Source organism: Saccharopolyspora hordei, from assembly GCF_013410345.1.
GTDB classification, from domain to species: domain Bacteria; phylum Actinomycetota; class Actinomycetes; order Mycobacteriales; family Pseudonocardiaceae; genus Saccharopolyspora; species Saccharopolyspora hordei.
Genome location: NZ_JACCFJ010000001.1, coordinates 1,179,236 through 1,202,051 on the forward strand (window position 1 = coordinate 1,179,236; position 22,816 = coordinate 1,202,051).

At 70.9% G+C, this 22,816-nt stretch carries 12 protein-coding genes; 7 read left to right on the plus strand and 5 right to left on the minus strand.

The window, feature by feature from the left end:
- Nucleotides 1–434: 434 nt before the first annotated feature.
- The 3 genes from rpoB to HNR68_RS05620 all read left to right on the plus strand — a co-directional run bounded on the left by rpoB (nucleotide 435) and on the right by HNR68_RS05620 (nucleotide 9,684).
- Nucleotides 435–3,929, plus strand: a complete 3,495-nt coding sequence (gene rpoB / locus HNR68_RS05610) for a DNA-directed RNA polymerase subunit beta (RefSeq protein ID WP_179718318.1) — start codon at nucleotides 435–437, stop codon at nucleotides 3,927–3,929.
- Between the two features lie 110 nt (nucleotides 3,930–4,039).
- Complete coding sequence (locus tag HNR68_RS05615; protein ID WP_179718320.1) at nucleotides 4,040–7,951, plus strand: DNA-directed RNA polymerase subunit beta'; 3,912 nt, start codon at nucleotides 4,040–4,042, stop codon at nucleotides 7,949–7,951.
- 560 nt (nucleotides 7,952–8,511) lie between these two features.
- A complete protein-coding gene (locus HNR68_RS05620) occupies nucleotides 8,512–9,684 on the plus strand; it encodes a hypothetical protein (RefSeq protein ID WP_179718322.1) in 1,173 nt (390 codons plus the stop codon).
- Between the two features lie 34 nt (nucleotides 9,685–9,718).
- On the opposite strand, the gene HNR68_RS05625 is transcribed toward HNR68_RS05620, so the two are convergent.
- From HNR68_RS05625 to pdxR, 5 genes are all read right to left on the minus strand, one after another.
- A complete protein-coding gene (locus tag HNR68_RS05625; protein WP_179718324.1) occupies nucleotides 9,719–10,960 on the minus strand; it encodes a WXG100 family type VII secretion target in 1,242 nt (413 codons plus the stop codon).
- Entirely contained in the window at nucleotides 10,960–11,286 is a 327-nt protein-coding gene (locus HNR68_RS05630; protein WP_179718326.1) for a WXG100 family type VII secretion target, read from the minus strand. The genes HNR68_RS05625 and HNR68_RS05630 overlap by 1 nt, the downstream gene beginning before the upstream one ends.
- A gap of 3 nt (nucleotides 11,287–11,289) precedes the next feature.
- Entirely contained in the window at nucleotides 11,290–11,739 is a 450-nt protein-coding gene (locus HNR68_RS05635) for a YbaB/EbfC family nucleoid-associated protein (protein WP_179718328.1), read from the minus strand.
- 265 nt (nucleotides 11,740–12,004) lie between these two features.
- The gene (locus HNR68_RS05640) at nucleotides 12,005–12,460 is read right to left on the minus strand and encodes a DUF6319 family protein (protein ID WP_179718330.1); all 456 of its coding nucleotides are present in this window, start codon (nucleotides 12,458–12,460) and stop codon (nucleotides 12,005–12,007) included.
- 97 nt (nucleotides 12,461–12,557) lie between these two features.
- Nucleotides 12,558–13,943 carry a MocR-like pyridoxine biosynthesis transcription factor PdxR gene (pdxR, locus tag HNR68_RS05645; protein ID WP_179718332.1) on the minus strand — a complete coding sequence of 462 codons (1,386 nt, stop codon included), beginning with the start codon at nucleotides 13,941–13,943 and terminating at the stop codon, nucleotides 12,558–12,560.
- A gap of 188 nt (nucleotides 13,944–14,131) precedes the next feature.
- On the opposite strand from pdxR, the gene HNR68_RS05650 reads away from it, so the two are divergent.
- From HNR68_RS05650 to HNR68_RS05665, 4 genes are all read left to right on the plus strand, one after another.
- Nucleotides 14,132–14,689 (plus strand): YbaB/EbfC family nucleoid-associated protein, encoded by a 558-nt coding sequence (locus HNR68_RS05650; RefSeq protein WP_343049958.1) that lies wholly within the window; start codon nucleotides 14,132–14,134, stop codon nucleotides 14,687–14,689.
- A 21-nt stretch (nucleotides 14,690–14,710) separates the two neighbouring features.
- Nucleotides 14,711–15,019 carry a type VII secretion target gene (locus HNR68_RS05655; RefSeq protein WP_179718334.1) on the plus strand — a complete coding sequence of 103 codons (309 nt, stop codon included), beginning with the start codon at nucleotides 14,711–14,713 and terminating at the stop codon, nucleotides 15,017–15,019.
- A 73-nt stretch (nucleotides 15,020–15,092) separates the two neighbouring features.
- Complete coding sequence (locus HNR68_RS05660) at nucleotides 15,093–21,560, plus strand: WXG100-like domain-containing protein (RefSeq protein WP_179718336.1); 6,468 nt, start codon at nucleotides 15,093–15,095, stop codon at nucleotides 21,558–21,560.
- Between the two features lie 3 nt (nucleotides 21,561–21,563).
- A complete protein-coding gene (locus HNR68_RS05665) occupies nucleotides 21,564–22,802 on the plus strand; it encodes an ADP-ribosylglycohydrolase family protein (protein ID WP_179718338.1) in 1,239 nt (412 codons plus the stop codon).
- The last annotated feature ends 14 nt before the right edge of the window (nucleotides 22,803–22,816 follow it).

Below are 22,816 nucleotides of genomic sequence, written 5' to 3' on the forward strand. Positions count from 1 at the left end.
CCCGGGGAGGACCGCCGGGCCGCTGTCAAGAGCCGATCGGAGGGGTGTGGCGAGTGCCGCGCGAGGGCAGTGCGGGTGACCGCGAGGGGGTGCTCTGACCAGGGAGGAAGGCGCCCCCGGTGGTCACGAGCGGTGATCGTGTTTTGCGCCACGAGGGTGATCGGAGCGTGATCTCTTGACTGGCGGCGCGCTGGGGTTCACTCTGGTGCTCAACGCGGGGCTGGGCCGCCATCGGTGGGCCCCCTCGACAGCTGGCGAGGTCCCGGCTAGACTGCTACTTTGCGCTGCCCTCTTTCCGTCTGCTCGTGCACCGAGACGATGGGATGCGGGCGCCACAAGCACCCTTGACAGCTGTGTTAGCGGACTGTGCGTTCGCGTAACGCGCGCTTTGATGACGCGGCTGTAGCCAGTTCAGAGTCCCGGAAGGACGCATCTTGGCAGTCTCCCGCGCGACCAAGGTCTCTGCAGCTACCAACTACACGTCGGGGATCCCTGGGGCACCCAAGCGGGTCTCGTTCGCGAACATCCGCGAACCACTGAACGTGCCGAACCTGCTAGACCTGCAGATCCAGTCCTTCGAATGGCTTGTCGGTAACGAAGCCTGGTTCCAGCGCCGGGTCGACGCCGGCGAGGAAGTTCCGGTTGGTGGTCTCGAGGAGGTCCTCAACGAGATCTCCCCGATCGAAGACTTCTCCGGATCCATGTCGCTGTCCTTCTCCGACCCACGCTTCGACGAGGTCAAGGCCTCCGTCGAGGAGTGCAAGGACAAGGACATGACCTACGCTGCGCCGCTGTTCGTCACCGCGGAGTTCACCAACCACACCACCGGCGAGATCAAGAGCCAGACGGTGTTCATGGGTGACTTCCCGATGATGACGGACAAGGGCACCTTCATCATCAACGGCACCGAGCGTGTCGTGGTCTCCCAGCTCGTCCGGTCTCCGGGTGTGTACTTCGACCAGTCGGTCGACAAGTCCACGGACAAGGACGTCTTCAGCGTCAAGATCATCCCCAGCCGCGGTGCGTGGCTGGAGTTCGACGTCGACAAGCGCGACACCGTCGGCGTCCGCATCGACCGCAAGCGCCGCCAGCCGGTCACCGTGCTGCTCAAGGCGCTGGGCTGGTCGGCCGAGGCGATCCGCGAGCGGTTCGGCTTCTCCGAGACCCTGATGGCCACCCTGGAGAAGGACCACACCGCGGGCACCGACGAGGCCCTGCTCGACATCTACCGCAAGCTGCGCCCGGGCGAACCGCCGACGAAGGAGAGCGCGCAGACCCTCCTGGAGAACCTCTTCTTCAAGGAGAAGCGCTACGACCTGGCCCGCGTGGGGCGCTACAAGGTCAACAAGAAGCTCGGTCTGGACCTGCCGTACGAGACCGGCGTGCTGACCGAGGAAGACATCGTCACCACGATCGAGTACCTGGTCCGCCTGCACGCCGGCGAGACCGAGATGCCCGCGCGCGGTGAGGGCGAGGGTGCGACCATCCCGGTCGAGGTCGACGACATCGACCACTTCGGCAACCGCCGCCTGCGCACCGTGGGCGAGCTGATCCAGAACCAGGTCCGGGTCGGCCTGTCCCGCATGGAGCGCGTCGTCCGCGAGCGGATGACCACCCAGGACGTCGAGGCCATCACGCCGCAGACCCTGATCAACATCCGCCCGATCACGGCGGCGATCCGGGAGTTCTTCGGCACCTCGCAGCTGTCCCAGTTCATGGACCAGACCAACCCGATCGCGGGCCTGACGCACAAGCGCCGGCTCTCCGCGCTCGGCCCGGGCGGTCTGTCCCGTGAGCGCGCGGGCATGGAAGTCCGTGACGTGCACCCCTCGCACTACGGCCGGATGTGCCCGATCGAGACGCCGGAAGGCCCGAACATCGGTCTGATCGGCTCGCTGGCGACCTTCGCCCGCGTCAACCCGTTCGGCTTCATCGAGACGCCGTACCGCAAGGTCGTCGACGGCCGGGTCACCGACCAGATCGACTACCTGACCGCGGACGAGGAGGACCGCTACGTCAAGGCGCAGGCGAACGCGCCGATCGACGACGACGGCTACTTCACCGAGGACCGCGTCCTGGGTCGCCGGAAGGGCGGCGAGGTCGAGCTGCTCGCGCCGACCGAGATCGACTACATGGACGTCTCGCCGCGGCAGATGGTCTCCGCCGCGACGGCGATGATCCCGTTCCTCGAGCACGACGACGCCAACCGCGCCCTGATGGGTGCGAACATGCAGCGCCAGGCGGTGCCGCTGCTGCGCAGCGAGGCCCCGCTGGTCGGCACCGGCATGGAGCTGCGCGCCGCGGTCGACGCCGGTGACGTGATCACCGCCGAGAAGGCCGGTGTGGTCGAGGAGCTGTGCGCCGACTACATCACGATCATGGCCGACGACGGCACCCGCCGCTCGTACCGGATGCAGAAGTTCTCGCGGTCCAACCACGGCACCTGCATCAACCAGAAGCCGATCGTGAACGAGGGCGACCGCGTCGAGGCCGGCCAGGTCATCGCGGACGGCCCGTGCACCGAGAACGGCGAGATGGCGCTGGGCAAGAACCTGCTCGTCGCGATCATGCCGTGGGAGGGGCACAACTACGAGGACGCGATCATCCTGTCCCAGCGCCTGGTGCAGGACGACGTGCTCACCTCGATCCACATCGAGGAGCACGAGGTCGACGCCCGCGACACCAAGCTCGGCGCCGAGGAGATCACCCGGGACATCCCGAACGTCTCCGACGACGTGCTGGCCGACCTCGACGAGCGCGGCATCATCCGCATCGGTGCCGAGGTCCAGGGCGGCGACATCCTCGTCGGCAAGGTCACCCCGAAGGGTGAGACCGAGCTGACCCCGGAGGAGCGGCTGCTGCGCGCGATCTTCGGCGAGAAGGCCCGCGAGGTCCGCGACACCTCGCTGAAGGTGCCGCACGGCGAGACCGGCAAGGTCATCGGCGTCCGCGTGTTCAACCGCGAGGACGACGACGAGCTGCCCCCGGGCGTCAACCAGCTGGTGCGGGTCTACGTCGCGCAGAAGCGCAAGATCCAGGACGGCGACAAGCTCGCCGGCCGTCACGGCAACAAGGGTGTCATCGGCAAGATCCTGCCCGTCGAGGACATGCCGTTCCTGCCGGACGGCACCCCGGTCGACATCATCCTGAACACCCACGGTGTTCCGCGACGGATGAACATCGGCCAGGTGCTGGAGACGCACCTCGGGTGGATCGCCTCCCAGGGCTGGAAGATCGAGGGCGACCCCGAGTGGGCCAAGCGCCTGCCGGAGGAGCTCTACGACGTCGAGCCGGGCACCAACACCGCGAGCCCCGTCTTCGACGGTGCCCGCGAGGAGGAGATCACCGGGCTGCTCGCCTCCACCAAGCCGAACCGCGACGGCGACCGCCTGGTCGGCGGCGACGGCAAGGCCCAGCTGTTCGACGGGCGCAGCGGTGAGCCGTACCCGTACCCGGTCGCGGTCGGGTACATGTACATCCTCAAGCTGTCGCACCTGGTGGACGACAAGATCCACGCCCGGTCGACCGGCCCGTACTCGATGATCACCCAGCAGCCGCTGGGCGGTAAGGCGCAGTTCGGTGGCCAGCGCTTCGGTGAGATGGAGTGCTGGGCCATGCAGGCCTACGGCGCCGCCTACACGCTGCAGGAGCTGCTCACCATCAAGTCCGACGACGTGGTGGGCCGCGTCAAGGTCTACGAGGCGATCGTCAAGGGCGAGAACATCCCCGAGCCGGGCATCCCGGAGTCCTTCAAGGTGCTGCTGAAGGAGCTCCAGTCGCTGTGCCTGAACGTGGAGGTGCTCTCCAGCGACGGTGCGGCGATCGAGATGCGTGACAGCGAGGACGAGGACCTGGAGCGCGCCGCGGCCAACCTCGGCATCAACCTGTCCCGCAACGAGTCGCCGTCCGTCGACGACATCGCGCACTGACACTCGCCGCCGGTCCGCGGGCGCGTTCCCGCGGACCGGCGACCGACCCAACCTGGCACCCCTGCCGCCCCCGGGCGGCAGAACCTCTCGACCAAGGGAGAAGACCCGACGTGCTTGACGTCAACTTCTTCGATGAACTCCGCATCGGCCTGGCCACGGCCGACGACATCCGCCAGTGGTCGTACGGCGAGGTCAAGAAGCCCGAGACCATCAACTACCGCACCCTGAAGCCGGAGAAGGACGGGCTCTTCTGCGAGAAGATCTTCGGTCCGACCCGGGACTGGGAGTGCTACTGCGGCAAGTACAAGCGGGTCCGCTTCAAGGGCATCATCTGCGAGCGCTGCGGTGTCGAGGTCACCCGCGCCAAGGTGCGCCGCGAGCGGATGGGCCACATCGAGCTGGCCGCCGCGGTGACCCACATCTGGTACTTCAAGGGCGTCCCGTCCCGGCTGGGCTACCTGCTCGACCTGGCGCCCAAGGAGCTCGAGAAGATCATCTACTTCGCGGCCTACGTGATCACCAGCGTGAACACGGAGCTGCGGCACAACGACCTGTCGACGCTGGAGAGCGAGATCAGCGTCGAGCGCAAGCAGATCGCCGACCAGCGTGACGCCGACCTCGAGGCGCGGGCCCAGAAGCTGGAGAGCGACCTGGCCGCCCTGGAGGCCGAGGGTGCCAAGGCCGACCAGCGCCGCAAGGTCAAGGAGAGCGCCGAGCGCGAGATGAAGCAGCTGCGCGACCGCGCGCAGCGCGAGCTCGACAAGCTCGACGAGATCTGGGAGACCTTCGTCAAGCTGGAGCCGCGCCAGCTCATCGCCGACGAGGTGCTGTACCGCGAGCTGTACGACCGGTACGGCGAGTACTTCACCGGCGGCATGGGTGCCGAGGCCATCCAGCAGCTGCTGGAGAACTTCGACATCAACGCCGAGGCCGAGCAGCTGCGGGAGACCATCCGCAACGGCAAGGGCCAGAAGAAGCTGCGCGCGCTCAAGCGGCTCAAGGTCGTGGCGGCGTTCCAGTCCACCGGCAACGACCCGAGCGGCATGGTGCTCAACTGCGTGCCGGTCATCCCGCCGGACCTGCGTCCGATGGTGCAGCTGGACGGTGGCCGCTTCGCGACCTCCGACCTCAACGACCTGTACCGCCGGGTGATCAACCGGAACAACCGCCTCAAGCGGCTGATCGACCTCGGCGCGCCCGAGATCATCGTCAACAACGAGAAGCGGATGCTCCAGGAGTCCGTGGACGCGCTGTTCGACAACGGCCGTCGCGGGCGTCCGGTCACCGGCCCGGGCAACCGGCCGCTGAAGTCGCTGTCCGACCTGCTCAAGGGCAAGCAGGGCCGGTTCCGCCAGAACCTGCTGGGCAAGCGCGTCGACTACTCCGGCCGTTCGGTGATCGTCGTCGGTCCGCAGCTGAAGCTGCACCAGTGCGGTCTGCCGAAGGAGATGGCGGTCGAGCTGTTCAAGCCGTTCGTCATGAAGCGGCTGGTCGACCTCAACCACGCGCAGAACATCAAGTCCGCGAAGCGGATGGTGGAGCGCCAGCGCCCGCAGGTGTGGGACGTGCTGGAAGAGGTCATCGCCGAGCACCCGGTGCTGCTCAACCGTGCTCCCACGCTGCACCGCCTCGGCATCCAGGCCTTCGAGCCGCAGCTGGTCGAGGGCAAGGCGATCCAGCTGCACCCGCTGGTCTGCGAGGCGTTCAACGCGGACTTCGACGGTGACCAGATGGCGGTGCACCTGCCGCTGTCGGCCGAGGCCCAGGCCGAGGCCCGGATCCTGATGCTGTCCAGCAACAACATCCTGTCCCCGGCGTCCGGTCGCCCGCTGGCGATGCCGCGCCTGGACATGGTGACCGGTCTGTACCACCTGACCAAGCAGGTGGACGGCGCCAAGGGCGAGGGCCTGGCGTTCTCCTCGGTCGGCGAGGCGATCATGGCCTACGACCGCGGTGTGCTGGACCTGCAGGCCAAGGTCAAGATCCGGCTGCGGGACGTCGTGCCGCCGCGCGACAAGACCCCCGAGGGCTGGGAGCCCGGCCAGCCGTGGACGGCCGAGACCACCCTGGGCCGGGTGTGGTTCAACGAGCTGCTGCCCGACGACTACCCGTTCGTCGACGACCTGCTGCCGAAGAAGAAGCAGGCGGCGATCGTCAACGACCTCGCCGAGCGGTACCCGATGGTCACCGTCGCCCAGACGCTGGACAAGCTGAAGGACGCCGGCTTCTACTGGGCGACCCGGTCGGGCGTGACCGTGTCGATCTCCGACGTGGTCGTGCCGCCGAACAAGACCGAGATCCTCGACTCCTACGAGGCCAAGGCCGACCAGGTCGAGAAGCGGTACCGCCGCGGTGCGCTCTCCTACCAGGAGCGCAACGCCGAGCTGGTCAAGGTGTGGACGGCGGCGAAGGACGAGGTCGCCGCGGCCATGGAGGAGAACTTCCCGGAGGACAACTCGATCAGCACGATCGTGAAGTCCGGGGCCGCCGGCAACATGACCCAGGTCGTCCAGCTGGCCGGTATGCGCGGTCTGGTGTCGAACCCGAAGGGTGAGTACATCCCGCGCCCGATCAAGGCGAACTTCCGCGAGGGCCTGTCCGTGCTGGAGTACTTCATCTCCAACCACGGTGCCCGCAAGGGTCTGGCCGACACCGCGCTCCGCACCGCGGACTCGGGTTACCTCACCCGTCGTCTGGTCGACGTCTCGCAGGACGTCATCGTCCGCGAGGCCGACTGCGGCACCGAGCGCGGCATCAAGATGCCGATCGCGGAGAAGCTGCCGGACGGCACCCTGGTGCGCGACGCCCACGTCGAGACCAGCGTCTACGCCCGCACGGCGGCCGAGGACGTCACCGACGCCGACGGCAACATCGTGCTGGCCCGCGGTTCGGACCTGGGCGACCCGGCGATCGAGAAGCTGCTCGCCGCCGGCATCACCAAGGTCAAGGTCCGCAGCGTCCTGACCTGCGAGTCGAGCGTCGGGGTCTGCGCGGTCTGCTACGGCCGCTCGATGGCCACCGGCAAGCTCGTGGACGTCGGCGAGGCGGTCGGCATCGTCGCCGCCCAGTCGATCGGTGAGCCGGGTACGCAGCTGACCATGCGCACCTTCCACCAGGGTGGTGTGGCCGGTGACGACATCACCACCGGTCTGCCGCGTGTCCAGGAGCTGTTCGAGGCCCGCGTCCCGAAGGGCAAGGCGCCGATCGCCGACACCTCGGGCCGCATCCGGCTGGAGGACAACGACCGCTACTGGAAGATCACCATCATCCCGGACGACGGCGGTGAGGAGATCGTCTACGACAAGCTGTCCAAGCGGCAGCGGCTCGCGACGATCGCGGTGGACGGCAGCGAGCGGCAGCTGCAGGACGGCGACCACGTCGAGGTCGGCCAGCAGCTGCTCGAGGGTGCCGTCGACCCGCACGAGGTGCTGCGCGTGATGGGGCCGCGCGAGGCCCAGCTGCACCTGGTGCGCGAGGTGCAGGAGGTGTACCGGTCGCAGGGTGTGGGCATCCACGACAAGCACGTCGAGGTCATCGTCCGCCAGATGCTGCGCCGGGTCATCATCATCGACTCGGGTGCCACCGAGTTCCTGCCCGGCTCGCCGGTGGAGCGCTCGCAGTTCGAGGCGGAGAACCGCCGCGTCGTGGCCGAGGGCGGCGACCCGGCGTCCGGCCGTCCGGTGCTGATGGGCATCACCAAGGCGTCGCTGGCCACCGAGTCGTGGCTGTCGGCGGCCTCCTTCCAGGAGACGACCCGCATCCTCACCAACGCCGCGATCGAGGGCGCGAGCGACAAGCTGGTCGGCCTGAAGGAGAACGTGATCATCGGCAAGTTGATCCCGGCCGGCACGGGCATCAACCGGTACCGCAACATCCAGGTGCAGCCGACGGAGGAGGCACGGGCCGCGGCCTACGCGATCCCGTCCTACGACGACAGCTACTACACCCCGGACGTCTTCGGCGCCGGCACGGGTGCGGCCGTCCCGCTGGACGACTACGACTTCGGGCGCGACTACCGCTGACCCGCAGTCACCCGAAGGGCCCCTGTCCGTCTCCTCCGGACAGGGGCCCTTCCCCTTGCCGGGGTGCGCTCTCGAGGGGGAGCGGGCGTCTGACCTCGAACGCGGTCGCAGCCGGACGCCGCGACTCCCCAGCTGTCGGTTCGCACTTCCGCAGGTGAGGGGTCGTGAGTGCATGAACCGGCTCCAACCGGTTCGCGCACTCACGACCCGGGGGTGCCGTGGTGCGTTGCCGCGTGCGACGGCAGGTGCGACCGCGTGATGACGGGATCGTCTCCGCGCAGGCTCGGAAGCGTCCGGTGCTGCCAGGGCCGGGTGGAACCGGGTCCCCGGCGGGGGCGGGAGCCGTCGGGGTTCGGCTGGCGACTGTGGTGAGGGCTCCGCTCACGCTCCGCGTTGGGCCGTGGGGGTGATGGCTTCGTCACGGGGTGGCCGTGCCTTCGCAGGTGAGGGGGTGTGGAGGTCGGGGTGCTCCGCACTGGTTCTGGTCAGTCGGGCTCTGGTGGGGGCGGAGTTCGTTACCGTGTGCGGCGGTACGTGCGAGCGTGTTGATGGGGAAGGCCGTGACGAACGACGACAAGGTGCGCCCCGCGCACCCACCGACCGCGCAGTTGCTGGGGATCACCGCCCTGCTGGCCGTCGAGCTGCTGCTCGAGCTGGTGTGGGCCCTCGGGAGCGGGTACGGGGCCGCGACCGGGGTCCGGGCCCTGCTGGTCGTCGTCGGAGCCCTCGTGCGCGTTGGACTGCTGATCGCGGTGTGGTCGGGCAAGGCCGCCGCGCGACGGGGTCTGGCCGGCGTCGGGTTCGCCGTCGGTGCGGTGGTCCTGCTCGCCGCGGTCATCACGGTCGCCACCGGGGGCGGGGCCGCCGCCGTGCTCGGGTTCGTCGGCGCGTTGCTGGCGTTCGCGGGCGCGTACCTGGCCGGCACGCGCGCGGTGCGGGCCTGGTGCGAGGGCGAGCCCCGCGGGATGACGCCGTCGCAGGACGCCCTCGGGCACTGGGCGGCGCAGCGGGGTTGGCGGATCTCCTGGAACGTCCCGCCCGGCGTGTTGGGCCAGTTCCGCGGCACGCCCTTCCACATGTACCGCCGCAAAGGGGTTCCGGTGCTGGCGGTCGGCCAGCACCAGGGCGCGCCCGCGATGGTGACGCAGATCAACTTCTGGTACCGGTACCAGACCACCGGGCGCTCGTACTACTCGTCCGGGCAGCTGGAAATCCCGCGGCGCACGCGCGAGATGGCGGGGGCGATCAGCGTCGCGGTGGTGGAACTGCCGGCGCCGGTGCCCGAGCTGTGGCTCGACGAGAAGCGGGACGCGCTCGACGGCGTCCTCGACCTGTTCCACCTCAACCGGAGCCAGCAGCTGTTCCCGCCGCGTCCCCTCGCCGAGATCGACGTCGTGGAACCGTCGACGTCGAAGTGGTGGAACAGGTACCACGTGTTCGGCACCGACCCCGCGTACGCGCACGCGGTGCTCACCCCGCAGCGCGCGTTCTGGCTCTACACCTCGCTGGCGGGGCTGCCCAGCGCCGGTGGCACCGGCGCCCCGTACATCCGGTTGTCCGGGCGCAAGCTCGTCGTGTGGACGGCGCGCCCGCTCGTGCCGGAGGTCGCCGACCGGCTGCTCCAGGTCACCGAGGAGGTCGCGCGCTGGATCCCGTCGGCCGCCTACCAGGACCCGGCGGGCGCGCAGGCCGACCAGCAGCACGTCCCGCTCGCCCAGCTCCGGCTCGGGTGAGCGGCGGGGCGCCGGGAGCGCCCCGCCGACCCGCTCACCACGTGAGGTCGCCGCTGATCGTCTCGTCCGCGGGCACGTCGCTGAAGCCGCCCTGCTCGGCCTGCTCCTCCAGCTTGTCCGCAGCGGTGCCGAGCCCCTCGGCGGTCCGGTTGAACACCGAGCCCTTGAGGTCGAAGCCGTTCTCGCCCGGGACGTCGGAGGTCACCGGGTTGCCGTCCGCGTCCGTGACGGTCCTCCCGGAGGAGTCCACCTGCGTGCGGGTGGTGCCGTCCTCGTTGACCCGCCAGATCGTGCCTTCCCCGCCGAACTCCTCCGGGGCGTCGACCTGGTAGCCGTGCTTCTCCGCCTCGCCGGCGTAGCCCTTGCCGATGTTGCTGAGGACCGAGCGCTCGTCGCTGGTCTCGCTCGACACGTCGCTCAGGGTCTTGCTGCCCGTGGACGCCAGGCTCGTGCCGTCCCCGCCGGACCGGCTGGTGTCGGTGATCTTGTTGACGCTCTCGACGATCCGGATGGTGTCCAGGACGGCCTTGATCGCCGTGATCGCCTTCATGATCTTGTCGATCACGCTGGTGATCCGCTGGACCTGCTGCGCGGTGCGGGCGCAGGTGATGCCGGCTTCCGCGGTGGTCGCCGCGGTCGCGGCGGCGATGGACCCGCCGAAGGTCGGCCCAGACGAGGCCATCGCCGTGAGCCAGGTGGTGATCGCCCAGGTCAGGAAGTCGGCGAGGATGCCCTTGATGACGCCCTCGGCCGCCTCCATCATCGTGCCGCTCATCTGCAGCAGCTGGGAGATGTTGTTCGCCTGACCGCCGGTGGCCTGCACACCCTCGATGAACTTGGCCATCTTCGTGCGCAGCGCGTCCGCGGCCTCGCCGTCCCAGTCGGCCAGCTCGCCGTCCAGGGTCTCGGTCAGCGTCGTGGCCAGCTCGTCGAGCTCGCCCTGGATGTCGGCGAAGGCCTGCGACCCGGCGTTCAGGGCTTCGCTGTCGCCGGTGACGAGCTGGATCGCGTCCCGCACCGGGGCCACGAAGTCGATCACGAACTCGACGCCGGTGCCGATGAGGAAGCTCATCGGGTCCAGCGCGAAGCTGGTCGCGCTGGACAGGAAGCTGTCGATGTCGGCCTGCACCGCCTGGACGTCGCCCTGTCCCGCGTGGTCGGTGGCGCTGATGAGGTCCTTGACGAACGGCAGCTTGCCGAACGCCGAGGCGTCCACCGGCGAGGCCATCGGGTTGATCGCGCTGTTCTCCGCAGCGGCTTCGAGGTTGGTGGGCATCAGAACTCAACTCCGGCGTCCACGCGGATCTGCTTCAACTTCTCGGCCAGCTCGCGGTCGACCTGCTGGTAGTCCTTGCCGCACGCGCTGATGTCCTCGCCGGCCCTGGTCAGGCCCTGCGCCATCTCGTCGAGGTGCTGCTGGAACTTGTCCAGCAGCTCGCGGTAGGAGCTGTAGGTGGTGGCCATGCCGAGGAGTCCCCAGGAGATCTCCGGCACCTGGGCCGCGGTGGCCTTGTCCTTGATCGACTTCGCCCGGTCGGCCAGGCCGCTGACGTTCGTCCCGCACTTCGTGATCGCGTCGGGGTGCGCTCGGTAGCCGCCCACGGGTCACCGCCCTTCGAGGAACGAGTCCGGGTACTCGTCCTCGTCGAAGGAGTCCTCGGCCGCGGTGCCGCGCTGCTGGGCCGCGTCGCTGTGGAACAGCTGCTCCTGGGTGCGCAGGACCCGCTCCAGCACGTCGCTGTCCGGGACGTGCTCCTGCACGACCTCCGCCTGGCGGCGGGCCGCTTCGGCGACCGCCTGCTGCAGGGTGCTCATGACGGTGTTGGACAGTTCACCGGGGGACTTGCGCATCGCGTCCTGGGTGAACTGGATGTCGGTCACCCCGCCCGGGCTGGCGACCACGGTGACCGACCGGTCGGGTGAGGTGGTGGTGACCTCCACCGCGTTGATCTGCTCGCGCATCCGGCCGAAGTCGCCCACCTGCTGTTCGGCGCGGCGCCCCGCTTCCTTCAGCGCCTCCAACTTGCGCTGCAGATCCTCCAGACCTGCGGGCATGCTGCCTCCTTCGTTCGCCACTGCCGTCGAATCTTGGTGCACGTGCGCGAACGATGTGCTCCATTCGGCGAAACAACGCCCGAACGTCACAGCGCCGGACAGGCCACCCGGCGGACACCGGGTTGCTCCGGTCTGGCGTGGCGTGCCGCTCTTCACATTGCGGCGCGCGCTCCACCGCGGGTTACGGTGGCGTGCGCTCAGACCGGGCCCAGGTGGGCATGCCGTGTCGTCGAGGGGCCGACACGGCATGCCCGACCTGCGGTGGTCAGCCCTCGAGCTCGGCGAGGGCCTTGCGCACCCGCGCCACCTCGGCCTCGAGCTCGGCCAGCTTGGCCTCGTGCTGCTGGCGCGCCTGGTTGATGACGGCCTCGATGGTCTCCGAGATGTCCTGGTGCAGTTCGGCCGCGGCCTTGGACACCGCGGAGGCCGCGATCGGCAGGCCCTGCACGACGCGCTTGCCCGCGTGCATCAGGTCCGCCTGCCACTCGCCGTCCGCGGTCCCGGTGACCGTCAGCGTGAGCTCGACCGTGCGGGTCTTCTTCGCGCTGCTCTTGCGGGTCTTCTTCTTCGGCGCCTCCTCAGCGGCCGGCTGCGCGGCCGGGGCCTGGGCGTCCGCAGCCGGGGTGTCCGCAGCCGGGGTGTCCGCGGTCTGCGCGACCGGGGACGGCGCCGACTCGGGCTGGGCCGGGGCGGTCTCGGTGCTCGACTGTTCCTCGGTCAACTGTGTCTCCTGTGTCTCGCGGCAGGGGAGATCACCAGAATAGAACAGGTGTTCCCCTGCTGTTGCTTCGGACATGCCGGGCTTACGCCCGGTCGGGTCACCGCTGGAGGACGGCGACCAGTGCTTGCAGCGCGGGGCGGAAGGCGTGCTCGGCCGGGGCGGCGTAGCCGATGACCACGCCGGGCGGGTGGTCTCCCGCGCGGACCCAGTGCGGTCCGAGCACCTCGAGTTCCACCGAACGCTCCCGCGCCCGGTCCAGGACTTCTCGCTCCGTGGGCCCCTCCGGGTCGAGCTGCAAGGTGACGTGCAGTCCGGCCGAGATCCCGGCCGGGTGCGGCCGGTGGTTCGCGCGCAGGTCGTCCAGGGCCGTGCTCAGCAGCTCCAGCCGCTTCCGGTACGCGGCGCGCGATCGGCGGACGTGTTGATCGTATGCGCCCGAGCGGATGAGCTCCGCCATGGCCAGCTGTTCGAAGAGCGGCGCGTGCAACCCGCTGGTGATCTTGAGTGCGCGGACCGGTTCGACCAGGTGCGGGGGCAGCGCCAGCCACGCCAGCCGCAGCGCCGGGGCGAGCGTCTTGCTCGCGGTCCCCGCGTAGGCGACGTGGTTCGGCGCCATGCCCTGCAGCGAGCCGACGGGCTGCCGGTCGAAGCGGAACTCGCCGTCGTAGTCGTCCTCGACGACCAGCAGGTCCTCGTCCTTGGCCCGCTGCACCAGCGCCATCCGCCGCGCGGAGCTCAGCGCGACGCCGAGCGGGAACTGGTGCGCCGGGGTGACCACCACGGCGCGGCTGCCCAGCTGCGCGACGTCGATGCCCTGCTCGTCGACGGGCACCCCGCGCACCGCCGTGCCGAGGCCGGCCGGGATGGTCCGCAGCTGCGGCGCGGACGGGTCCTCGAAGTCGATCGAGCGCACGCCCTGGTCGTGCAGGGCCTTGCTGAGCAGCGACAACGCTTGGGTGTAGCCGTTGCAGACGATGATCCGCTCCGGTGCGGTGGCCACCGCGCGGACCCGCCCGAGGTACTCGGCGAGGGCCTCGCGCAGCAGCGGGTGCCCCTGCGGGTCGCCGTAGTCGAGGTCGTCGGCGGCGACGCTGCGCAGCGCTCGGCGGCTCGCCGCCAGCCAGTCGCGGCGCGGGAAGGCGCTGAGGTCCGGCCGCCCGGGGCGGAAGTCCCAGCGCCCGGCGGGTGGCGTCGGGTCCGGCGGCGCGTCGACCGGGTCGGGCTCGGCGAGCAGCTCGGCCACCCGCGTCGGCGCGCCCTGCCGGGACAGCAGGAAGCCCTCGGTGATGAGCTGGTCGTAGGCGCGGGTCACGGTGCCGCGCGCGACGCCGAGCTCCTGCGCGAGCGCGCGGGTGGACGGCACCCGGGCCCCGGCGGGGAGGCGCCCGTCGCGGATCGCGGTGCGCAGCGCCTCGGCCAACCCGCGGCTGTCCGGCCGCCCGCGTGCCAAGCCCAGGTCAGCTGGGGACCATCCCACCGTCACGCCCCGACCCTAGTACTCGCGCCCGCGTCCGTTCCGGGCCTCGTCGACGGCGGTGACCGGAATGTCCGGACGTGTCCGCAGGGTGATCATCGCTACACGCCCTCGTCACCTGATCCGGGCCGCCCCGTCGATCACCATTGGTACTGTCGATCGCCAGCAGTGCTGGCGGAGTTCGTGGCGAGGGACAGGTGACCGAGGGCATCGAGCGGAGCATCGCCGACACTGAGCGGATGGTCCGCCACTGGCAGGAGCGGGCTGCGGAGAAGGCCGCGAAGTACGGCCAGATGCAGCAGCGGATCGAGCAGATCGTGGTCACCGAGTCGTCGCGCGACGGCGCGATCCGGGTGACGGTCGGCTCCAGCGGCATGCTCCAGTCCCTCGAGCTGGCGGAGAGCGCGGGCAACCGCCCGATGGCCAAGCTCGGCGCCGAGATCATGCGCACCGTCCAGCTGGCGCAGTCGAAGGTCCCCGACCTCGTGCAGCAGGTCGTCGACGACACGGTCGGCATGGACGACCCGGCCGCGGCCCACATGGTGAGCGAGTCCCGCAAGGTCTTCCCGGAGCCGCCCGCGGACGCCGACGAGCCGGCGCGCACCTCCGGTCTGCAGGAGATGCAGGTCCCGGTGGAGGACGACTACGAGCCCCCGGCGACGCCGTCCGCGCCGGGCCCGCAGCCCCCGCGCCGGCGTCCGGTCGAGGACCCCGACGACGACGAGGACTTCGGGAGCGGTTCGTTCCTGCGCTGATCACCAGGGGGAGGTCTCGCGGTGCCCGACGAGATGAACGTCGTCATCGAGAACCTGCGCACGCACGCGTCCAAAGTGGAGGGTGTGGTCGACCAGCTGAACGTGGCGGTCGACGCCTCCCGGCAGGTCACCTTGGACAACGAGGCGTACGGGATCTTGTGCCAGCCCTTCGCGATGATGATCGACATGGTCGAGCAGAACGGGGTCCAGGCGCTGCAGAAGGCGGTCGAGGCCATGCAGCAGGTCGCGCAGGAAGTGCGGGCGGCGGCCGAGGACTACCAGGCCGTCGACGACGAGAACCGCGACCTGATCGGGGGCATCGAGGTATGAGCAGCGCGGTGCTCGACCACTCTCCACAGTGGACGCTCAGCTGCCGCGGTGACGCGCGGAGGGGTGGGACCGCGTGAGCAACCCGCTGATCGCGAAGCCGGAGGAGTCGGGCGGCGACGGCTTCTTCACCAAGGGCGAGAGCTGGACCAGCGGCATCGGCATCATCGACGCGGTCCAGGACGTCTCCCAGCTCGACGACGGTGCCAACTGGGTCGAGTCCGGCCTGTCGTACGCCAGCGTCGGGCTGGAGGCGATGAGCCTCATGACCGACCCGGTCGGCACCCTGGCCTCGTACGGCGTGGGGTGGCTGATCGAGCACGTCCAGCCGCTGCAGGACGCGCTGGACTGGTTCGCCGGTGACCCCTCCGGTGTCGCGGCCTACGGGCAGACCTGGTCGAACGTGTCGCAGGCGGTGGGTGCGGCCGCCACCGCCTACCAGGAAGCCGTGGCGGCGGACACCGCGTCCTGGACCGGGCAGGCCGGGGACGCCTACCGAGAGCTCGCCGCGGAGAAGGGCGAAGCGATCGCCGGCGCGGCCAAGCTGGCCGACACGATCAGCAAGGTCGTCAACACCATGGGCGACGTCGTCTCGTTCGTCCGGGACTTCGTCCAGCAGCTGGTCACCGACTGCATCTCGCAGATCATCAGCTACGTCGTCGACGCCTTCACGCCGCCGGGCGTGGGACTGTTCAAAGCGGTCCCGAAGGTGATGTCGTTCGTCTCCAAGACGGTCAGCCGGATCTCGGAGATCGTCTCGAAGCTGATGAAGACCATCAGCAACGTCGCGCCCAAGCTGACGAGGATGGTCGAGGTCTTCACCGACGTGATGAAGACCCTCGGCAAGCTCGCCGGCAAGGGCGCGGAGGGCATCGCCAAGGTCGCCGACAACGTCGACGTGATGGGCAAGGTGTCGGGCAAGATCGCCGACAAGGTGGCCGAGGGCACCTGGAAGAAGGTCGACGACCTCCTCGGCACCGACGTCGTGGGCCGGCGCAGGACCAAGCTGGGCGGCGGCCCGGACCTGCCGGACGGCGGCTACTCCGGAGGCGACGCGGAGGGCGACGCCCCGAGCCCGCGCCCCGGCACCCGGCCCACCGGCGGTGACACCTCGACCGGCGGCCCGGACGTCGGCGGTGCCCCCGACGCGCCCCAGACCCCCAGCGGACGCACCGACCAGCTCGGCAGCGGCCCGGACGGGACCTCCGGACCGGGCGACCGGTCCGCAGTGGACGGTGGCGACGGGACCACGCCGGACTCCCCGCGCTCGGCGACGTCGGACCACTCGACAGCCCCGGAGAGCTCCCGCGACACGGGCTCCGGGCCGACCTCGTCCAGCCCCGGTGGGTCGCACTCGGACGGGCCGGGTGTCGGCTCGCGGTCGGACGGGCCGGGGACCGGTGCGCCTGGCGGCTCGCACTCGGACGGGCCGAGCACTGCTTCGCACTCGGGCGGGCCGGGCACCGGGTCTCCCGGTGGCTCGCACTCCGACGGGCCGGGGACCGGCGCTCCTGGCGGCTCGCACTCGGACGGGCCGAGCACTGCTTCGCACTCGGGCGGGCCGGGCACCGGGTCTCCCGGTGGCTCGCACTCCGACGGGCCGGGGACCGGCGCTCCTGGCGGCTCGCACTCGGACGGGCCGAGCCCGTCGGGTTCGCACGCGGAGAGCGTCGGCTCCGGGACCGAGACCGTGAGCAGCCCGGGCCACGGTGGCGTCGGCACGGGCGGCGGGAACCCGGGCGGATCGCACCTGGGCGACCCGAGCCCGGGCGGTTCGCCCGCTGGCGGCACGAGCCCCGCAGGCGGCAACCCGGGTGGCCCGGTCTCCGCGGGCGGGCCGGGGCACACCGGCGGGCCCGCTGGTGGCGCCCCGGCTCCGGGGGGAGTCCCGGGACCGGCGGGCGATCCCACCGGGCACAGCCCGAGCACCCCGGCGAGCACCACCGCGGCCAACGTGGACGCTCCGGCCCGGGCGCCGGAGACGGGTGCCGCACCGCCCGTGGCCGGGCCACCGCCCAGCCGTTCCGACCAGTCGAGCTCCGGTGGTGCAGCAGGCGCCGGGCCGGTCGGCGGCGGCATGGCCGGAGGACCGGCAGGAGGCGGCACCCCGTCGGCCGGAGGTGGTGGCCGCGCTGGGGCCGGGTCCGGGTGGACCGGCACCCCCGGGAGCCCCGGCGCAGCCGGGAGGAACCACGACCACCCGCCGCAGCGGGGGCCGCAGGGTGCGGCGGAGCGCCCGGCCCCGCGCGGCCCGGCCGGTGACGGACCACGTCCGGCCGCAGCACGCCCCGCAGGCCCAGCACCCGCAGGGCCGGGACGCCCGGACGGCCCGGCGCACCCGGGCGGTGCGCGGCCGGACGCGCCGCAGGGCGCGAGGCCGACGCAGCCGGGCGGTCCCGCGCACCCCGGGGGCCCGGCCAGGCCGGGCACGCCACCGCCCCAGACCGGTCCGCGTCCGGGCCCCTCGGCGCACCCCGACGGCCCGCCCCGCCCCGGCGGGCCGGTCCCACCCGCCCGCTCCGGGCACCCGGACGGCCCGGGCGGCCCCGCGCGCCCCGACGCGCCCGCAGCGCACCCGCAGCGTCCCGGCCACCCGGGCGACCCGGCGCGCCCGGACGCACCCCGCCAGCACGGCCCGGACAGCCCGCCGAGGCACGCACCGCACCCGGACGGACCGTCGAGGCACGCGCCGGACGCTCCGCCGCGCCGGGACGTCGGCGGGGACGCACCGCGCCGCCACCCGGACGCCCCGCGCGACGGCGTCCGCCCCCAGCGCCCGGACGCCCCGCAGCCGCACCAGCCGGGTCCGCGCTCCGCGGGCGCCGACCGCCACGAGCACGGTTCGGTGCGCCCCGACTCGTTCTCGCCCGCCCGGACTCCCGAGGCCGGGTGGGGGCCAGGTCGGCACGGGGCGGACGAGGGCCCGCCCGGCCACGAGCAGGACGCTCCGACGAGCCCGGACCAGGAGGCCCCGAAGCACTCCACCGCGGAGTCGATGGCGGCCGAGCGCCCGCCGGCGAACCCGACGGAACACCGGTGGGACATCGGCGTCGGCGGGGGCGAGTTCAAGCGGCTCGAGCTGCCTCCCGAGCTGGACCGCAAGCTCAGCGACGACAGCGGGTACCTGGGGATCCGCAACACCCCGTCCGGCCTGTCGGTGGTGCCGTACCCGAAGACGCGGATCGGCGACACGGACTACTACGAGAAGCTGCCCAGGCCCGCCGTGGACCCGAAGCGCTTCACGGTGGAGGTGCACGGCGGCCCGGACGGAGTGGAGTTCCGCGGCCAGAAGCTCACCGCCCAGGAGCTGGCCCAGGTCATCAAGGCCGCCCCCGGCTACCAGCCGGGCACGCCGGTCCGCCTGCTGTCCTGCAACACCGGCGCGGACACGCCGGACGGGTCCCCCAACTTCGCCCAGCAGCTCTCCCAGGAGCTGGGCGTCGAGGTCCTGGCCCCCAACAAGGACGCCTGGGTCGACAACTTCGGCAACATGTACGCGAGCGAGTCGCGCGCGACGTTCGACCCGCCGGGCTCCCCGCAGCCGAAGATCGACGAACCGGGCCAGTGGATCAGCTTCGCCCCGGACGGCACCAAGGCCGTCCACGACAGCCCCTTCCCACCAGGGCACGAACCCGAGTGGGTCCGCCACGGCGTCCACGCCCGCGACGCCGAACAACGCGGTGTCGGCGGCCCTCCACCGAAGGAGTTCCAGCATCCCGGCGGCCCGCGCTGGAGCGGGATGCACACGCGCCACGACGACTACGGCTCACCGATCCCGGGCCACCTCTCGCCGACGGGTGAGTTCGTGCCGCACGTCCGCGTCGACGCCCACGGCAACGCGGTGCTGGACGCGAACGGCAACGTGGTGCGCGCCGGCCACGTCGACGCCGAGGGCCGGTGGGTGCCGGAGCACGTGGACCAGAACGGACGCCTGGTCCCCGACGGCCACTACGCGCCGAACGGACAGTGGATCGCGCACGGTCGCACGGACGAGCTGGGCCGCTGGGTCCCGGTGCACTTCGACGGGCAGCAGTACCACGACCTCGGCCGGTACCACCCGCAGACCCACCAGTGGGAGCCGTTCGGCCACGTCGACCCGGCCACCGGGCAGTTCCACCCGGCCCAGGGCACCAGCCCGGTGCCACCCGCCGGTCAGGCGCCGATGGCCGGAGGCACCCCGCACCCGCAACCGGGGCCGGCGCACCCGCAGCCCGCTCCGGTGCACGGGCAGCCCGGTCCGCAACCGGGGCCGGGGCACCCGCAGGCCGGTCCGCAACCGGGGCACCCCCAGGCCGGACCGTCGCCGCAGCAGGGCCCTGCGCACCCGCAGCCCGGGCTCGCGCAGCCGTCGCACCCCGGCCCAGTGCACCCCCAGTCCGGACCGGCGCAGCCGCAGCCCGGGCCCGTGCAGCAGCCGGCAGGCCCTGCGCCGCAGGCCGGACCAGCGCCGGCTCAGCCGGTGCCGCCGCAGTCCGGTGTCCAGGGGACGGCGAGCCGCCCCACGGCGCCGCCCCAGGGACGGCCCGCACCTGGTCAGCCACCGCACCCCGGTGGGCAGCCGCAGCAGCCCCCGGCGGCCCGGCCCGCTCCGCCGCCCGCGGGGCAGCAGCCGCAGGGCATGCGCCCGCCGAACGCAGGGCCGCAGCAGCCGCTGGCCCCGGGTGCGCCGCGAACCGCTCAGCAGGTGCCTCCGGTGCGCCCACAGGCGCCCGCACCGCAGGAGGCGCCGCGTCCCACGGCGCCGCAGCAGCCTGCCCGGCCCACGGCGCCGAACCAGCAGGTCCCGCCGCCCAGCCCGGCGGCGGGAACCCCGCAGTCCCCGGCGGCACGGCCGACACCCACCACGCCGCAGCAGCCGGCGTCGCCCTCGTCGCAGCAGCCGGCGTCGCCCGCGCGCCCGTCGGGCCAGCAGCCCGCCGACGCGAACACCCCGCGACCGACCACGTCCGACGCCGGTGTGTCGTCGCGGTCGCGTGACGGTGTCGGTGAGGCGGATCCGGTGTCGCGTCGGGAGGTGTCGCGGGACGGTGCCGGTGACGCGGTGAGGGCTCCGGTGGACGGGGGTGTGTCGTCGCGGTCGCGTGACGGTGTCGGTGAGGCGGACCCGGTGTCGCGCGAGGAGGCCTCGAGGAGCGACGTCCGTGATCGGGCGGAGGAGACGGCCGGATCGCAGCCGTCGTCGAATCGTGCGGAGACCAGCGAGTCGACGTCGGAGACCCCGAGCCGACCGGCGGCCGACGAGGACGCTCGCGCTGCGGAGCACGAGGCGACCGACGACCGACCTGCGGCCGAGCCAGTCGAGTCCGAAAGTTCGAAACACCGGCGAGACGACGCCCAGACGAGCCGCACGTCGGAGCAGCGGGACGAGCCGACCGATGCGGACCACCCGTCGGCACTGAGCGACGCGGTGGAGCACTCCGATCGTCCGCAGTCCGACGAGACCGACCAGTGGTCGAAGCTGGATCCGGAGACCGACTCAGGCCCTGACCCAGACACCGACGTGGCGTCGGACTCCCCGCAGGACTCGGGTACTGCACTTCGCTTCAGCAATCCCGAAGCATGGGCGCAGATCAACATCGCTCCGACGCGCACCACGGGTGATCAAGTTGGCCGTGACATCACGGATGCGTTGCTCGGTTCGCACTCCGAGATCCATGCGGGCCCCGACGGTGAGGGCGCTGGCCGTGATTCGGCGCAGTGTTCCCGTATCCGAGAACGGCTCGGGGTACCTGATGATTCACCGAGCAGTCCGGCAACCCACCCAGCCGAACCGGATGCGCAGAGCCTCGGGGCGGAAACGTCCGAGTCGAACGCGCACTTGTTGGAGCCAGACCCGTCGGTCGCGGACGAACATCGGTATGAACCCGAACCGGATGAGGTTTCTCCCGAAGCGGCAGAGAAACTTGAGGTGGTCGGGGAGCAGAGCCCTGACTTCCGCGCCACGGAGGAAGATCGTCGCGTCTATCAGGAGCGGATCGAGCGCAGTCGTCTGCGCGGCATGACGTTCGAGGAAGCCGTCGCCAAACTGCGCGCCGAGTATCCGCAGTTGGCGCACCTCCCCGATGCGGAGGCTGTGGCCTTTCGGCGCTACGTGGGTGAGGACGCCATAACGATGAATCTGGCGCTGCGTACTTTGGACGAGATTGACCTGGAGTACCTCGCTCCGGAGATCAAGCTACTGCGCAGTGCCCTCAACGAGATGCCGGACTACGCGGGCTCGACTGCTTACCGGAACATCAGCGTCGCCCCGGAGGAACTGGACGCACTGCTCGAGCGGTACAAGCCGGGCAGTACCGTTGTGGAGCACGCCTTCACGAGTGCCAGCAAGGACGCTCCACTTGACCAGTTCGGAAAGGTGGACGGCAAGCACAGAGTCCAGTTCGTCATCGACGAGCCGCGCTACGCCAAGGATCTCGAGTTCATGAACCCGGACGAGCGGGAGATCCTCTGGCCTGACGGCAATCGGTTCGAGGTATCGAAGCAGTACCTTGATCCTGAGACAGGTGAATGGAAGATCCACCTGATCGACCGTGGACGGGAGTGAGCGATGGAGCAGCATCAGGAGCCAGGTGCAGCACTGGCCGGTGAGGACGTGGCCTCGCTGACTCTCGACGAGCGGGTCGTGTTGGAGACTCGTGGTCGCTCGGACATCACGACCGACCGCGAGTGGCGCAACGGCCGACGTGTCATGGGCTATTGGGATGCCCAACGCGTGCGGAGGGTCTTCGGGCGTACTAGTGACGATTTCTGCCGGGCTCTGCACTACGACAAGGCCATCACAGATGTTTCCGCTTTCTACGGGTTCGGGATGCACTTCCCGTTCGCGGCATTGGAATCCGTCCTGGCCGACTTCGTGGTGCACGGACAGATCTCAGCAACGTCTCAGATGACGTTGTTCAACCTGGATTCGGTCGTCCGCACAGAGACATGGTTCCGTCAGACGGGGGAGTTGATCCCGCGCACGATCAGTCTCATGGGGCTGCTGCGGTGGCTGCACACCCAAGGCGTTCCGTGGGAGGAAGTCGTCACCAAGGACATGTTGGCCGACGTCCCCGAACCGACCGGCTGGCTGATCCGCGTTCCACAGCTCTTCCAGCGCCGTGACCCGGATCCTGTTTGCGTCGAGGCGCTGTCCGCGTTCGCGAAGCGGGATGTGACGGGATCTTTTTCGAGGCCCATAAACAGGGAGCGAACTCCGTCCGTTGTGCCGAGGGCGATCGCCCTGGCGGCGTGGTCTGACCTACCGGAGCGCGTTTTCGAGCAAGCTGTCGCGAACGCACTGCTCACACACGGGCACCCCGATGCCTACCTGAGCGCGGGCGCCTACGCGGTCCTGGTCAACACCCTGTTGTGCGGCGGCACGTTGGCCGACGGCATCGAGGTGGTCGTGGACGAGCTGCCGAAGTGGCCGGACGAGAACGTCCAGCGACTGTTGAACCGCTGCGAGCTGACCGGTCCGCCGCCTTCGCCGGGTGAGCTGGCGGCGCTGGTTGAGGACGGGGCGGCGACCAACGCGTTGGCCGTCGCCGTGCTGGTCGCGTCGCGGGACGGCGACTTCGAATCCGCCGTACGACGCGCAGCCGACGCCTTGCCCGAGGCGGCGCCTCTGGTCGGCGGGCTCCACGGCGCGCGCAACGGTGAGCAGGGGCTGCCGAAGGAGTGGTTGGAGCGCCTGGAGCTGCGTGAGGTGGTCGATCGATTGGCCTTCGACGTCGCGGCCGTCCAGGTCGGGCTGCCGGAGCGGTTCTGGACGCCCGAGTGGGCCGGGCCCTATCCGGGGTTCTGAGCACGGGAGAGTGG

What these genes read in the sequence shown, in the direction of transcription:
- HNR68_RS05625 (WP_179718324.1), bottom strand. Translation starts at nt 10,960, where the DNA reads ATGCCCACCAACCTCGAAGCCGCTGCGGAGAACAGCGCGATCAACCCG.
- HNR68_RS05635 (WP_179718328.1), bottom strand. Translation starts at nt 11,739, where the DNA reads ATGCCCGCAGGTCTGGAGGATCTGCAGCGCAAGTTGGAGGCGCTGAAG.
- HNR68_RS05665 (WP_179718338.1), top strand. Translation starts at nt 21,564, where the DNA reads ATGGAGCAGCATCAGGAGCCAGGTGCAGCACTGGCCGGTGAGGACGTG.